Consider the following 14,124-nt stretch of genomic DNA (forward strand, 5'->3'; position numbering starts at 1 on the left):
AATTCTTTGTCCGCTTATTTTGTCCGATAGTACCATAAAATGATCCCGACCTAATTAGGTAATTCGCATTAATAAGGCTGTTTTTCTAAGAACATTTAATAAAATATGGCTTTTTGTCGATATTCTTTATGGAATATGCTATCTTTGAGGCATTAAAATAAACTACAAAATTTACTTTACAACATTTAAAAACAATGGAAAGAGATCAAGCCATTTTTAATTTAATAGCTGATGAGCTTAAACGCCAAGAAGAAGGTATTGAATTAATTGCTTCAGAGAACTTTGTTTCAAAACAAGTGATGGAAGCTGCTGGTTCAGTGTTGACAAATAAATATGCAGAAGGCCTCCCAGGAAAACGTTACTATGGAGGTTGTGAAGTTGTGGATGAGATCGAAACCATCGCAATTGACCGTGCAAAACAATTATTTGGCGCAGAATGGGTAAATGTTCAGCCTCACTCTGGTGCTCAAGCAAATGCGGCTGTTTTTTTGGCGACAATCAAACCTGGCGACAAAATTTTAGGTCTTGATTTATCTCACGGTGGTCACTTGACACACGGTTCGCCAGCGAACTTATCGGGTAAGATCTATCAACCATTATTTTATGGTGTAAAAGAAGACACTGGTTTAATTGACTATGAGCAATTGGAAGAAACAGCGCTTCGTGAAAAACCAAAGATGATTATCTGTGGTGCTTCTGCTTATTCTCGTGATTGGGATTACGCACGCATCCGTAAAGTTGCAGACGAAATTGGTGCTATCGTGATGGCAGATATTTCTCACCCTGCAGGTTTAATCGCGCGTGGTTTATTGAATGATCCACTTCCACATTGCCATATTGTTACAACAACGACGCACAAAACGCTTCGTGGCCCTCGTGGTGGTATGATCATGGTCGGTAAAGATTTTGAAAATACATGGGGTATCAAAACACCTAAAGGTGAAATCCGTACAATCACACAATTATTGGATTTAGCTGTATTCCCAGGTACACAAGGTGGTCCTTTAGAACATACAATCGCTGCTAAAGCAATCGCTTATGGTGAGGCTTTATCCGATGAGTATATGGAATATATCGTTCAGGTAAAGAAAAATGCAGCTGCATTGGCGCAATTCTTTGTAGAAAGAGATTATAAGATCATCTCTGGTGGTACAGACAATCACTTGATGTTGGTGGATCTACGCAATAAAGATATTTCTGGTAAAGAAGCCGAAGCTGTATTGGGTAAAGCGGGTATCACAACAAATAAAAATATGGTTCCTTTCGATACACGTTCTCCTTTTGTGACTTCAGGTGTACGTTTTGGTACTGCTGCAATCACTACACGTGGTATTAAAGAGAATGAAATTATTCAAATCGGTGAATTGATCGATGAGGCATTGAAAAATGCATCTAATGATGCGCAACTGGATTTGATCCATGGTAAAGTAAAAGCAATGATGGCTGAGTTCCCATTGTATAAATAAGACTTTTTCCATAGGAATAGAAAAAGCGGAATTACCGATGCGGTGGTTCCGCTTTTTTTATCCCGTCTTTTTTTCTACTGCCATTTTAGAAAGGATAGTTCCGTTACAGTCTCGTATCAACTTAACTTTTTAGACGAACTTAACAACAATCTTATACGGACTTTAAACGGATTTTATAGGTATTCATCCGAATGAGGTCCCTATAAGGTCCCTATTAGCTCCCTATAAAGTCCGTATGAAGTAGTAACTTTAAAACTTGTTATTTTGGAGCTGTTCGAGGTTGTTATTCCATCTTGTCTGAAGGGGCGTACTGTGGTCGAAGAACCTTTATTTTGGAATTATGAGGTAGATAACTTATTTTTAAATGTTAAAAAATCTTAAAATAAATTGTAATAATTTGATTACTCATTTATTTTACGGTAATTTGGTTTTAGATTAATTGATTGTTTTACAATAAGAAAGGATAGTTTATACGGCAAACATTTACATTTTAACACAGAACTGATAATTTATTTGCGAACTGCCAAAAAAGTAAGTGACGTATGAGACTTTTAAAAAGTAAAAGCGATCAAGAGTTGATCCAAATGTATGTCGGTGGCCAAGAGTCCGGTCTAGAGGCATTGTTGAATCGATATAAATCGAAAATATATACTTCCATATATATGAAAGTAAAGGATGAATATCTTGCTGAAGATATTTTCCAGGAGACTTTCATAAAAATCATCAACACCTTAAAATCCGGTAAATATAATGAAGAAGGTAAATTTTTACCTTGGGCTATACGTATAGCGCACAATATGATTGTTGACTTTTTTAGAAAAGCAAAACGTGCTCCGAATATTGTGAATGCCGACGGGTTTGATATTTTTGAGGTGCTCGAATTTAGTGATGAAAGCGCAGAGTCAAAAATGCTCAAACAGCAGGTTGATGTCGACCTTAAAAAAATGATTCAAAAGCTTCCGGACGATCAAAAAGAAGTGCTTATTATGCGTCACTTTTGTGATATGAGTTTTAAAGATATTGCGAAGATAACCGAAGTAAGTATCAATACTGCTTTAGGGAGGATGCGCTACGCATTGAGCAATTTACGTAAAATGATTGAAGGTACTGATCTTACCCTGCAAATGGGCTATTTATAATAAAGGGGGCATTTTTAATGCCCCTTTTTATTTGCATTGCTAATTGGAGCCATAGGAAGTCTCGACGCTTTTGTAGTTTCTCGTCTTTTGTCTTAGTTTCTCATCTTTGTCTTAATAGTATAGCAAGGCTACAATCCGTTGAGCATCGTGTTTTCAAAAGCCATTTGCTTCAATAATAAGCTCCCTGATCGAACTTGAAATAAAACGCATCTCCAATACTCACCGATGAGACTACATCTTGGATTCTTGTTAAATAGCGCAGGTGTTTCACTGTACGAAGCTGATAATGGAGTTATCTGCCCAAATGATCTGGCAATTATGTCATGTGGAGATCAGAAGAACCTGTTCTTTTTGTCAGGTCAAAGACTTTTTTTATCTTAGAAATTCATGCATATACCTTTTTTCGACGATTGGAATAAGGTTTGATAGTCATATAATAAAATAAAACGATTGAATAGCTATGTACTTGATTTTATTTATTGGAATAATGGTGGTAAGCCTGATTGTCCAAACAAGATTCAAAAACAAATTTAAGAAATACGCCGAAATGCCTTTGAGCAATGGGATGTCTGGAGCTGAGATTGCGCAAAAAATGTTAAATGATAACGGTATATATGATGTAAAGGTAGTGTCTATTCCAGATCGCTTGGGAGATCACTATAATCCGTCAGATAAAACCGTAAATTTAAGTCCTGAAGTTTACAGTGGCCGCAGTGTTGCAGCTGCAGCAGTAGCGGCGCACGAATGTGGCCATGCTGTACAGCACGCCAAAGCCTATAAATGGTTGGGATTCCGTTCGGCAATGGTTCCGATGGTAAATGTAGCGTCTAAAATGACATCATGGGTATTGATGCTGGGTGTTATGCTATTTGCTTTTTCCAAAGGGGGTAACCCCTGGCTTTTAGCTGTTGGAGTGGGGGCTTTGGCTATTACGACCCTGTTTTCTTTTATCACCTTGCCCGTAGAGTTTGATGCGTCGAACCGCGCACTGGAATGGTTAAACCATGCTGGTGTAACCTATAATGGCGAAGAACATGACGGTGCGAAAGATGCTTTGAAATGGGCAGCGATGACTTATGTCGTAGCGGCGTTAAGTGCGTTGGTAACACTTTTGTATTATGCGTCTATTTTATTCGGTGGCCGTAGAAGTGATTAAATACGGATATTGTAACTTTATCCTACAAAAATGCGATTATTTTTCATAGTCGCATTTTTTATGGGGTGTTAATGAGGTTACTATAGACAATTTTTTTAACTTTGCTGTTTATATAGAATAAGATTCAGATTTTATGTTTTCAAATCTTCAAGATAAGTTAGATAGGGCCTTTAAAGTATTAAAAGGACAGGGTAGTATTACCGAGATCAACGTTGCAGAAACGATGAAAGAAATTCGCAAAGCGTTGTTGGATGCCGATGTGAATTATAAAACTGCCAAAACTTTTACCGACGATGTTAAACAAAAAGCTTTAGGCGAAAATGTACTGACAAGTATTTCCCCAGGCCAATTGTTGACGAAGATCATGAACGATGAGTTGACAGCTTTGATGGGCGGATCTGTTACGGAGCTTGAGACTGGAAAAAATCCAACAGTCATTCTAATTGCGGGTTTGAATGGTGCTGGTAAAACAACTTTCTCCGGTAAGTTGGCCTTGTACCTTAAAGATAAAAAGAATAAAAAACCATTGTTGGTGGCTGGTGACGTTTACCGCCCTGCAGCGATCGATCAATTGGAAGTGCTTGCCGAACAAGTGGGCGTACCAGTGTATGTGAATCGTGAATCTAACGATCCTATTGCGATTGCCAAAGCCGGTGTGGAAGAAGCAAAACGCAATGGAAATAATGTCGTAATCATTGATACAGCCGGTCGTTTGGCCATCGATGAGCCTTTAATGGTGGAGATTACAGCAGTTAAAGAGGCGACAAAGCCAGACGAAATCCTATTTGTTGTGGATTCAATGACTGGTCAAGATGCCGTGAATACAGCTAAGACGTTCAACGACCGTCTGGACTTTACAGGTGTAGTATTGACTAAGTTGGATGGTGATACACGCGGTGGTGCAGCTTTATCGATTAAATCTGTCGTTAATAAGCCTATCAAGTTTATTGGTACAGGTGAAAAGATGGATGCATTGGATGTATTCCACCCTGATCGTATGGCCTCTCGTATTTTGGGTATGGGTGACGTGGTATCCTTAGTGGAACGTGCACAGCAACAGTTTGACGAGAAGCAAGCCGCAGAGCTCCAAAAGAAAATCCGTAAGAATAAATTCGATTTCAACGATTTTAAATCCCAGATTCAACAAATCAAGAAAATGGGTAATATGAAAGACCTCATGGGAATGATCCCTGGCGTTGGGAAAGCAATGAAAGATATTGAAGTCGATGACAATGCTTTCAAACCCATTGAAGCGATTATCGATTCCATGACACCTTTTGAACGCGAAAACCCAGATGTCATTGATCAAAAACGTCGTTTACGTATTGCCAAGGGATCAGGTACTGATATTAATGAAGTGAATAAGTTATTGAAACAATTTGGTGATATGCGTAAAGTCATGAAGCAGATGTCTAATCCGGCGATGGCGGCTAAATTGATGCGTAATATGCCCAAAATGCCAGGAAAAATGTAATTTTTGGAGAATAGTTACATCATAAGAAGGGCATCGTTTTATACGATGCCCTCTTTTTTTTCTGAAAATGTCTGATCTTATTGGCCAGAAAGAACCTTCAGTCCGCTTTCATTGCTGTTGGTGTCTGCAAAGTCATGAAGGTTTTGAACATGGCATTGCTCTTTCGATTAAGTTTCGATTGCTGCTAAGTGCTGCACCAGATGAATTGGGGACTACTTGCAGACCGGATACGGGGCATTAGTGCCTTAAAATTCGAACTGTTTTTAAAGAAATAATTCGTAATTTCAAGTTCCTCACCCGAGTAAACGAAATATTTGTTAAATTTGTAATTATTATGGATGACCCCGCGCAATTATCGGAATACGGCAAAATCCTTATCATTCTGCTGATAGGGGCGCTGTTAGTCTGTGCGACCATTTTTCTAGCACGTTTAATCTCTCCGAAAAAGAATAATCCCATCAAATCTGGTACTTACGAATGTGGAGAGGATCCCATTGGTTCTTCTTGGGTTCAGTTTAATCCACGGTTCTATGTTATTGCCCTTGTATTTTTACTTTTTGATGTAGAACTTATTTTTATTTTTCCATGGGCCACTGTATTTGGACAGTCCGAATATATTGCGGCAGATGGAAGATGGGGGTGGTTTACCATGATTGAAATGGCTATGTTCATTGGCATTTTAATTTTAGGATTGGTTTTTGTCTGGAAAAAGGGCGATTTGGAATGGGTTAAACCGAATGTGTCCTTACCTAAAGTTCCTGTGGCTATCCCGGATAGTGCCTATGCAAGCCTGAATAGCAGGACGTATCAGGTGCGTGATTATGCACGGATTGTAGAAGATGCTGTCGCGCACAAAACGACGACAGATGAACAGGTGTCGACGCCGAAACCAGCCTTTAAACATCGATTTAAAAAACCTGAGTAAGCATGAGTTTAGATAGTCAATTGCAGAATAATGGTGTTATTGTTGCCAAATTAGATGATTTGCTGAATTGGGCAAGGTTGTCTTCAATGTGGCCCATGAGCTTTGGTATTGCTTGCTGTGCCATTGAAATGATGGGGGCAATGGCTTCAACGTATGATTTAGACCGGATGGGCGTATTCCCAAGGCCTTCTCCACGGCAATCCGACGTGATCATTATTGCTGGAACGGTTACTTTTAAGATGGCCGATCGTATCAAGAAACTATATGAACAGATGCCCGATCCTAAATATGTTATCTCGATGGGCTCTTGCTCCAACTGTGGCGGTCCATATTGGCAGCATGGTTATCATGTGGTCAAAGGGGTAGATCGAGTGATCCCTGTGGATGTTTATGTCCAGGGCTGTCCGCCACGTCCCGAGGCATTAATTGGTGCTTTTATTGAGTTGCAAAAAAAGATAGACAAAGAAAGCTTGTTGGGTGAGCAATTGTTCAGCGCAAAAGCTTAAAAGATAAATTTTATAAGATTTTAAATCAATTATGGCAAAAGATTTTTATGGTGAATTGCAATTGGGTATTCTTGGCGGTGGTCAACTGGGAAGAATGCTCATCCAGGAAGCCATTAATTACAATGTAAATGTTCATGTATTGGACCCGGATAAGAATGCTCCTTGTCGCAAGTTGTGCAATAAATTTGAATGTGGTTCATTGGGCGATTTTGAAACGGTCTATAATTTCGGTAAGGATTTGGACATGATCACGATCGAGATTGAGAAGGTGAATGTAGATGCTTTAGAGAAACTGGAAGGCGAGGGCGTTATCGTGTACCCACAATCACGTATCATTCGTCTGATTCAAGATAAAGGTCTGCAAAAGCAATTTTTTAAACAAAATGATATCCCCACTTCGGCATTTCAATTGATATCCAATAAAGATAATTTAGTGAATGCCTCGTTAAACTTACCCTATATCCAGAAATTGCGTAAGGATGGATACGATGGGAAAGGGGTAAAGAAGATTGTTAACCAACAAGATATACAAGATGCTTTCGAAGAACCCAGCTTAATTGAAGAATGGGTAGATTTTGAAAAAGAAATTGCGGTCATTGTTGCCCGGAATGATAAAGGTGAGGTGTCTACATTTCCAATGGTAGAGATGGAATTTAATCCTCAGGCTAACTTGGTGGAATTTTTGATTGCGCCGTCTTTGTATGGTGTAGAGATCCAACAACGCGCAGAGGCTATAGCAAAAAAGATTGCCGATGATCTACAGATCGTGGGTATATTGGCTGTAGAGATGTTCCTAACGAAAAATGGTGATATTCTGGTCAATGAATTGGCTCCGCGTCCGCATAATAGTGGTCACCAGACCATAGAGGGTAATTATGTGTCGCAATTTGCACAGCATTTAAGAGCTATCTTCAATCTACCGTTAGGTGATACCAGATGCAGAACGAACGCCGTTATGATTAACCTGTTAGGTGAACCTGGCTATGAAGGATTGGCCAAATACGAGGGTGTAGAAGAGGTGTTGGCAATGGAAGGCGTATATATCCATTTATATGGAAAGAAATATACGAAGCCATTCCGTAAGATGGGCCATGTTTGTATTATCAATGATGACCGGGAGAAAGCGATCTCCAATGCAAGAAAAGTACAAGAAATATTAAAAGTTAAAGCTTAAACAATACTATGTCAGTCAATAATAAGGCCCAGGTAGGCATTATCATGGGAAGCAAATCAGATCTTCCTGTTATGCAGGATGCGATAGATGTGCTCAAAACCCTTGGGGTGGAATTTGAGGTAACGATCGTCTCAGCACATCGTACACCACAACGTATGTTTGATTATGCCAAAAATGCAGCATTTCGTGGTTTGAAAGTTATTATTGCTGGAGCGGGTGGTGCGGCGCATTTGCCCGGAATGGTCGCTTCAATTACACATTTACCTGTAATAGGCGTACCTGTAAAATCATCAAATTCCATTGATGGATGGGACTCGGTACTTTCTATCCTTCAGATGCCCAATGGTATTCCTGTAGCAACTGTCGCTTTAAATGCGGCGAAGAATGCAGGTATATTGGCAGCTCAGATTCTGGGTACACATGATGAAACAATCAGCAAGAATATCATCGAATTTAAAGAAGAGTTGGCGAGAAAAGTAATCGAGACCGCAGTAGAGGTCGAAGATACCGAATTCTAAGCTGACAATCTTACAAAATAAAAAAAGNNCTTTTTTTATTTTGTAAGATTTGCCTGAACATAATCGTAACTTTTTTTGAGACTTTCGATCTTATTTGGCATATAGATATTGTCTTGCTCGACAAATGCATATTTAAGTCCGGCTTTATTCTTTTCTTTGACGATTTCAGGGAAGTTGATGCTTCCGGTCCCCACTTCGGTATACTTGATGTCATTGAAGATTTGCTCAATCGGCAATTTTCCATCTTTGGGCCATTCAATGGGATTGGATTTTGTTTTATCCATATCTTTGACATGCCATAGTTTAAAACGGTTGGGGAATTTTTCAAACAAGGCTATCGGGTTTTTACCCGCTTTTTCTGCCCAGAAAAGGTCTAATTCAAAATCGACCAAATCAGGTTCAGTGAATGCTAACATCACCTCTTCACCGGTCGTATTATTGCCCAGATCCCTAAATTCCCAGAAATGGTTGTGGTAGGCAACTTTTAGACCCAATTTTTTAGCCTGTTCACCAGCTTTATTCAATTGCTCGGCAGCATAGAGATAATCATCTTTTTTCAATGCATTCAGATCAAACATCGGTGTCACAGGAGCAATTACATATTCTTGACCAAGTTCTTTTGCTGCATCAAAATAAGCCGCAAGATCTTCTTTGTCGGTATGCGCTTTACTGAGGTATTTGGACATATCGTAATGGCCTGAATGTGTTTTTAGACCGTTATCATCCAATATTTTCTTCAACTCTTTGTAAGGCAATTTCCAGAACTGCTTGGCTGTGGCGTCTATCCCATAGAGCTCAACATGTTTATACCCAATTTTGGCAATTTGTTCCAAAGATCCTTTCGGATCTTTATCCATTAAATCGCGAATGGAATACAGCTGTACGCCTATATTCTGTAATGGATTGTCGCTGATTGCACCGGCTTTATTTTGACAAGATATAAAGTTGGGCACCAGATAAGCTGCCGAAAGACCTATTCCAGCTTGCTTTAAAAATTGACGACGAGAATTGTTCATCATATAATTGATTACTTGTTAGTGTACAATGTACAATTATTTGTTCAGAAATCAATGGTACAACAGGGAATATTTTTGAAGTGTATGCTGAATCTTAACCCATAAAATTTTTGGAAGGTCAATGTCTTGTAGGTTGGGAAGAGTTCTTTTTAGGGGAGGAGTGCGGAGTTCTTCACACCAATAAAAAAGGTCTGAATATTTTTCAGACCTTTTTTCTATTCAAGTAGGAAAACTTAAACAGTCATGATATCTTTTTCTTTCAGCTCAGCCAATTTATCAACTTTTACAATGAATGCATCTGTTAATTTTTGAACTTCACCTTCAGCAGTTTTGATTTCATCTTCAGAAGCGCCGTCATTTTTTAATTTTTTGATGGATTCGTTGACATCTTTACGGATATTACGTACACCAATACGGCCTCTTTCAGTTTCTTCTTTTACTTTCTTAACCAAATCACGTCTTCTTTCTTCTGTTAAAGGAGGAATATTCAGACGAATAACGATACCGTCATTCTGTGGGTTGATTCCTAGGTTAGCGTCAGTGATAGCTTTTTCAATTGCGTTGATGAGCGATTTTTCCCAAGGTTGGATAACAATAGTCCGTGCATCAGTTGTATTGATGTTGGCCACTTGTGAAAGTGGAGTGGCGCTACCATAATAGTCTACTGAAATTCCATCTAACATCGATGGAGAAGCTTTACCCGCACGAATTTTAGTTAATTCGGATTCGGTGTGAGCAACTGCTTTGGACATCTTGTCTTTACAATCGTCCAATTCAATTGAAATTAGTTCGTTCATATAAGATTACGTTTTTTACAGATTTAAATTATTTAACCACAGTTCCGACATGTTCACCATTAGCAAGTTTCAATAAGTTGCCTGGTTTGTTCATATCAAATACGATGATCGGTAATTTGTTTTCTTGACAAAGGGTAAAGGCTGTCATATCCATAACATTTAATCCTTTCTCATAAACCTCTGTGAATGATATTTCTTCAAATTTTGTTGCAGTAGGATCTTTTTCAGGATCTGCGGTGTAAATACCATCCACACGGGTTCCTTTCAATACGGCATCCGCATTGATTTCGATTGCACGCAAAGATGCAGCGGTATCCGTTGTGAAATAAGGGTTTCCTGTACCAGCTCCGAAAATAACAATACGGCCTTTTTCCAAATGGCGTACAGCTCTTCTGCGAATAAATGGTTCGCAGATTTGCTCCATTTTGATCGCAGTAAGCAAACGTGTCTTTTTCCCAACTTTCTCAAGCGCATCTTGAAGTGCCATGCTGTTGATGACTGTGGCAAGCATGCCCATATAGTCTGCTTGAACACGGTCCATGCCTGATTTTTCGGCGCTTAGACCACGATATATATTACCGCCACCGATAACAATTGCAATTTCTAGACCTTGATCGTGAAGTTCTTTGATATCATTAGCGTATTGTGATACACGGTTAATATCGATACCGTAGCTTTGGTCACCCATTAAGGATTCACCGCTAAGTTTTAATAAGATACGTTTGTATTTCATAATTGTTTTTTTGGAAATTTTCCAAAGGTCAAAGATAAAATATTTTTTTTATCCCTTAAGCCTAAAATAATATTTATTGTGCTTTTATTGTTTGATTAATGACTTCTCCGTAATACTGTTCATATAAAGGCATAATATTGGACAATTGGAATTTTTTCGCATGATTTAATGCCGCTTCCTTAAATTTTTCTAAGCGCTCTCCATCTTCCAAGATATAAATCGCATTCTTTGCCATATCTTCAACATCACCAACAGCACTGAGAAATCCAGTGACGCCGTTTTCATTCAGCTCAGGTAACCCTCCAGTATTGGAAGAGATAACTGGAACTTGACAAGCCATGGCTTCTAAAGCCGCAAGACCGAAACTTTCCGAACTTGAAGGCATCAGAAATAGATCTGATACAGACAGTATTTCTTCCACTGCATCCTGTTTCCCCAAGAAACGGACGTCCTTGCATACATCAAGTTCTCTGGATAGCTCTTCTGCATTTCGACGCTCAGGGCCGTCACCTACCATCAATAATTTGGAAGGGATAACATCATGTACTTTCTTAAAAATACGGATGACATCTTCTGTATTTTTGACTTTTCTAAAGTTGGACGTATGGACCAATATACGCTCATTGCCGGGGGCAATGGCTTTTTTGAAATGTGACCGATCTTTATTGCTAAATCTGTCGAGGTCAATAAAGTTGGGAATCACTTTGATATCGCGCGTAATATCAAAATATTGAAGCGTCTGATCTTTCAGATTCTGTGATACAGCGGTTACGCCATCGGACTGATTGATGGAGAATGTTACGACCGGACTAAAACTCTTGTCTTTGCCAACCAATGTAATATCCGTCCCGTGTAAAGTCGTCACGACAGGAATATTAATGCCGTAGGTAGTGAGTAAGATCTGTTTGGCCATAAATGCCGCTGATGCATGTGGAATGGCATAGTGGACGTGGATCAAATCCAACTTTTCGAAGCGAACAACATCAACCAGTTTGCTGGCTAACGCAGATTCATAGGGTAGAAAATCAAAAAGAGGATACTGCGAAACAGCTACCTCATGATAGTATAGGTTTTCAGAAAAGAAATCCAGACGTGCAGGTTGTCGATAGGTTATAAAATGAATCTCATGTCCATTTGCGGCCAAGGCCTTTCCTAGTTCGGTTGCAACTACACCACTTCCACCAAAGGTGGGATAACAAACAATTCCTATTTTCATCTGCGTAATTATGTCTGAGCGCATATTTTAACGGCATCCCGTTATAAACGCTGTTTATTTTTTGTTAAAAGGCTCCCGGGAACCTCGTGTTAGTACTTTGATTGTCGTTGTTCAAGACTCGCAATGTCCATTACATACAAACGCTATTCATTCATGTGGCACCGACGAAGTTCTTTAGCTTGACAATTGCCCTCTTATTTTACTTTATGATAACAAGGTAAATTGAAGATGCTTATTCCTGAATTTTGTGTTGCAAATTTCGTCTATTTATGCGTAAAATAACAAAAACCAATTGCCATAGTTTTGTGAATTTTTTGATTGGTTAAAAAGCACTATCTTTAAATAGATATTAAATCGGTATATGGATAACTTTATAAGTGATATTTCAGGACAGCAATTTCCTTCGGAACAACGTATTTTGGGGGCTTCAATCCGACAACCCATTTTTAAGCTGATAAAAAAGGAATATCCAGGTTTTAGTAAGGACAAGTATATCGCCGCAAGTGAGTTGACACGATTTAAAGAAACTTATATCGCCGAATTTCTGAAAGATGAGTCTGGACAGTTAAGTCAATTGGATCAGCAGGTCATCAACAGTTTTAAGGAAAATAAAGTGATCAGCGCAAGTTTGGATGGAGATAATATGGAGCCAGTCAGCGTAGGAGACCGGGTTGCCGATAAAGTGGCTGAGTTTGGCGGAAGCTGGACCTTTATTATTTCCTTTGTCTTATTTTTGATTGTCTGGATTGCGGCCAATATCTTTTGGTTAAATAATAAAGGCTTTGATCCTTATCCCTTTATTTTACTGAACCTGATTTTGTCCTGTGTAGCTGCTTTGCAAGCTCCAGTTATTATGATGAGTCAAAACAGACAGGAAGATAAGGATCGTGAACGTGCAAGAAATGACTATATGGTCAACTTAAAGGCTGAACTCGAAATCAGGGAATTGCATGAGAAAATAGATCATCTCATTATCCGCAAAGAACAAGAACTTGTCGAAGTACAACGGGATCAAGTGGAAAAATTGAGCTTTCTATTAAAAAAGATGGAAAAAATAGAAGAAGCATTTAAAAATAAATGAATTTAGAAGGAGTAATAGGAGAACTTACGTTTAAGTTTTCCAGATCGGGTGGAGCAGGTGGACAACATGTAAACAAGGTGTCATCGAAAGTATTGTTGCAGTGGGATGTTGCGCTATCCACAGCTGCTTCTGTTGAAGAAAAAGCAATGATTTTCAACGCGTTGGCAAACCGTATCAATAAAGAAGGAATACTGCAATTGGAGTGCGATATCGATCGGTCGCAGATCCGTAATAAAGAAATCGCAATCGATCGCTTTAAGCGTATAGTGGAAGGCGCACTTGTGCCAGCAAAACCCCGTAAAAAAACCAAAACTCCGTATTCGAGTGTGCTGAAAAGACTGGATCGAAAGAAACAACAGTCTCAATTGAAAGCTTCAAGGAAAAAGAATTTCGACGAATAAAGATGATAATATCACTTGTTGTTTTAAATTAGTTGTTTAATTATCAGTATTTTGTATTTTAAACTAATTTATTAGTTGTAAAACTATGATTTTAGTTATAACTTGTGTATTGATTTATTATTCTGGTATTTATTTTATTCCTGAGGAGTTATGGAGGATTTTAAAGAGTTAACGAAAGCTGAGGAGCAGATTATGCAAGAGCTCTGGGAGATGGGCCGTGGCTTTGTCAAAGAAATTATTGATCGACTTCCGGAGCCGAAACCGGCCTATAACACGGTCTCGACCATCGTTCGTATTCTCGAAACAAAGGGCTTTGTAAGGCATGAATCTTTTGGTAAAAGTCATCAATATTTACCAAAGATTTCAAAAGAGGAATATAAGAAAGGTATCACAGGAAAGTTATTAACGAATTATTTTGACAATTCGCCCAAGCGTATGCTCTCTTATTTTTTGGAAGAGAATAGGCTGGACATCAAAGAACTTGATGACATCTTATCGATCATCGAACGTAATAAATAACAA

General features: G+C 38.8%; 15 protein-coding genes. 11 read left to right on the top strand and 4 right to left on the bottom strand.

Annotation, left to right across the window (positions count from 1 at the left end):
• Window positions 1-194 precede the first annotated feature (194 nt).
• The 8 genes from glyA to purE all read left to right on the top strand — a co-directional run bounded on the left by glyA (window position 195) and on the right by purE (window position 8,358).
• Window positions 195-1,466: a serine hydroxymethyltransferase gene (glyA, locus tag B3600_RS05575; protein WP_286752348.1), complete on the top strand. Its 1,272-nt coding sequence runs from the start codon at window positions 195-197 to the stop codon at window positions 1,464-1,466.
• A 542-nt stretch (window positions 1,467-2,008) separates the two neighbouring features.
• Entirely contained in the window at window positions 2,009-2,605 is a 597-nt protein-coding gene (locus tag B3600_RS05580; protein WP_286752349.1) for an RNA polymerase sigma factor, read from the top strand.
• A 460-nt stretch (window positions 2,606-3,065) separates the two neighbouring features.
• Complete coding sequence (locus B3600_RS05585) at window positions 3,066-3,761, top strand: zinc metallopeptidase (protein WP_070562330.1); 696 nt, start codon at window positions 3,066-3,068, stop codon at window positions 3,759-3,761.
• Window positions 3,762-3,894: 133 nt separating this feature from the next.
• Entirely contained in the window at window positions 3,895-5,235 is a 1,341-nt protein-coding gene (gene ffh, locus B3600_RS05590) for a signal recognition particle protein (protein ID WP_046674043.1), read from the top strand.
• A gap of 334 nt (window positions 5,236-5,569) precedes the next feature.
• Window positions 5,570-6,160: an NADH-quinone oxidoreductase subunit A gene (locus tag B3600_RS05595; RefSeq protein ID WP_286752350.1), complete on the top strand. Its 591-nt coding sequence runs from the start codon at window positions 5,570-5,572 to the stop codon at window positions 6,158-6,160.
• 2 nt (window positions 6,161-6,162) lie between these two features.
• Window positions 6,163-6,666, top strand: coding sequence for an NADH-quinone oxidoreductase subunit B (locus B3600_RS05600; protein WP_349676784.1), 504 nt, complete (start codon window positions 6,163-6,165; stop codon window positions 6,664-6,666).
• 31 nt (window positions 6,667-6,697) lie between these two features.
• A complete protein-coding gene (locus tag B3600_RS05605; protein WP_286752351.1) occupies window positions 6,698-7,840 on the top strand; it encodes a 5-(carboxyamino)imidazole ribonucleotide synthase in 1,143 nt (380 codons plus the stop codon).
• 8 nt (window positions 7,841-7,848) lie between these two features.
• Window positions 7,849-8,358 carry a 5-(carboxyamino)imidazole ribonucleotide mutase gene (gene purE / locus B3600_RS05610; protein ID WP_046674039.1) on the top strand — a complete coding sequence of 170 codons (510 nt, stop codon included), beginning with the start codon at window positions 7,849-7,851 and terminating at the stop codon, window positions 8,356-8,358.
• 35 nt (window positions 8,359-8,393) lie between these two features.
• Here purE and B3600_RS05615 read toward each other — a convergent pair whose 3' ends face one another.
• The 4 genes from B3600_RS05615 to bshA form a co-directional block, all read right to left on the bottom strand.
• The gene (locus tag B3600_RS05615; RefSeq protein WP_286752352.1) at window positions 8,394-9,377 is read right to left on the bottom strand and encodes a sugar phosphate isomerase/epimerase family protein; all 984 of its coding nucleotides are present in this window, start codon (window positions 9,375-9,377) and stop codon (window positions 8,394-8,396) included.
• Window positions 9,378-9,607: 230 nt separating this feature from the next.
• Window positions 9,608-10,171, bottom strand: a complete 564-nt coding sequence (gene frr / locus B3600_RS05620; protein WP_070566206.1) for a ribosome recycling factor — start codon at window positions 10,169-10,171, stop codon at window positions 9,608-9,610.
• A gap of 28 nt (window positions 10,172-10,199) precedes the next feature.
• Window positions 10,200-10,904, bottom strand: a complete 705-nt coding sequence (pyrH, locus tag B3600_RS05625; protein ID WP_046672284.1) for a UMP kinase — start codon at window positions 10,902-10,904, stop codon at window positions 10,200-10,202.
• A 73-nt stretch (window positions 10,905-10,977) separates the two neighbouring features.
• Window positions 10,978-12,120 carry an N-acetyl-alpha-D-glucosaminyl L-malate synthase BshA gene (gene bshA / locus B3600_RS05630; protein ID WP_046672291.1) on the bottom strand — a complete coding sequence of 381 codons (1,143 nt, stop codon included), beginning with the start codon at window positions 12,118-12,120 and terminating at the stop codon, window positions 10,978-10,980.
• 361 nt (window positions 12,121-12,481) lie between these two features.
• Here bshA and B3600_RS05635 point away from each other — a divergent pair, with 361 nt between their 5' ends.
• The 3 genes from B3600_RS05635 to B3600_RS05645 all read left to right on the top strand — a co-directional run bounded on the left by B3600_RS05635 (window position 12,482) and on the right by B3600_RS05645 (window position 14,121).
• The gene (locus B3600_RS05635) at window positions 12,482-13,201 is read left to right on the top strand and encodes a DUF1003 domain-containing protein (protein ID WP_070566208.1); all 720 of its coding nucleotides are present in this window, start codon (window positions 12,482-12,484) and stop codon (window positions 13,199-13,201) included.
• On the top strand, window positions 13,198-13,602 hold the full coding sequence (gene arfB, locus B3600_RS05640; RefSeq protein ID WP_070566211.1) for an alternative ribosome rescue aminoacyl-tRNA hydrolase ArfB: 405 nt from the start codon (window positions 13,198-13,200) through the stop codon (window positions 13,600-13,602). Before B3600_RS05635 ends, arfB begins: the two co-directional genes overlap by 4 nt.
• 150 nt (window positions 13,603-13,752) lie before the next feature.
• Window positions 13,753-14,121 carry a BlaI/MecI/CopY family transcriptional regulator gene (locus tag B3600_RS05645; RefSeq protein WP_046672281.1) on the top strand — a complete coding sequence of 123 codons (369 nt, stop codon included), beginning with the start codon at window positions 13,753-13,755 and terminating at the stop codon, window positions 14,119-14,121.
• Window positions 14,122-14,124 lie beyond the last annotated feature (3 nt).

The organism is Sphingobacterium sp. UBA2480, from assembly GCF_002341965.1.
GTDB lineage: Bacteria > Bacteroidota > Bacteroidia > Sphingobacteriales > Sphingobacteriaceae > Sphingobacterium > Sphingobacterium multivorum.

Bases quoted from the DNA above. Each gene is read 5' to 3' on its own strand.
- glyA (WP_286752348.1), top strand. From the start codon at position 195: ATGGAAAGAGATCAAGCCATTTTTAATTTAATAGCTGATGAGCTTAAA.
- B3600_RS05580 (WP_286752349.1), top strand. From the start codon at position 2,009: ATGAGACTTTTAAAAAGTAAAAGCGATCAAGAGTTGATCCAAATGTAT.
- B3600_RS05585 (WP_070562330.1), top strand. From the start codon at position 3,066: ATGTACTTGATTTTATTTATTGGAATAATGGTGGTAAGCCTGATTGTC.
- ffh (WP_046674043.1), top strand. From the start codon at position 3,895: ATGTTTTCAAATCTTCAAGATAAGTTAGATAGGGCCTTTAAAGTATTA.
- B3600_RS05595 (WP_286752350.1), top strand. From the start codon at position 5,570: ATGGATGACCCCGCGCAATTATCGGAATACGGCAAAATCCTTATCATT.
- B3600_RS05600 (WP_349676784.1), top strand. From the start codon at position 6,163: ATGAGTTTAGATAGTCAATTGCAGAATAATGGTGTTATTGTTGCCAAA.
- B3600_RS05605 (WP_286752351.1), top strand. From the start codon at position 6,698: ATGGCAAAAGATTTTTATGGTGAATTGCAATTGGGTATTCTTGGCGGT.
- purE (WP_046674039.1), top strand. From the start codon at position 7,849: ATGTCAGTCAATAATAAGGCCCAGGTAGGCATTATCATGGGAAGCAAA.
- B3600_RS05615 (WP_286752352.1), bottom strand. From the start codon at position 9,377: ATGATGAACAATTCTCGTCGTCAATTTTTAAAGCAAGCTGGAATAGGT.
- frr (WP_070566206.1), bottom strand. From the start codon at position 10,171: ATGAACGAACTAATTTCAATTGAATTGGACGATTGTAAAGACAAGATG.
- pyrH (WP_046672284.1), bottom strand. From the start codon at position 10,904: ATGAAATACAAACGTATCTTATTAAAACTTAGCGGTGAATCCTTAATG.
- bshA (WP_046672291.1), bottom strand. From the start codon at position 12,120: ATGAAAATAGGAATTGTTTGTTATCCCACCTTTGGTGGAAGTGGTGTA.
- B3600_RS05635 (WP_070566208.1), top strand. From the start codon at position 12,482: ATGGATAACTTTATAAGTGATATTTCAGGACAGCAATTTCCTTCGGAA.
- arfB (WP_070566211.1), top strand. From the start codon at position 13,198: ATGAATTTAGAAGGAGTAATAGGAGAACTTACGTTTAAGTTTTCCAGA.
- B3600_RS05645 (WP_046672281.1), top strand. From the start codon at position 13,753: ATGGAGGATTTTAAAGAGTTAACGAAAGCTGAGGAGCAGATTATGCAA.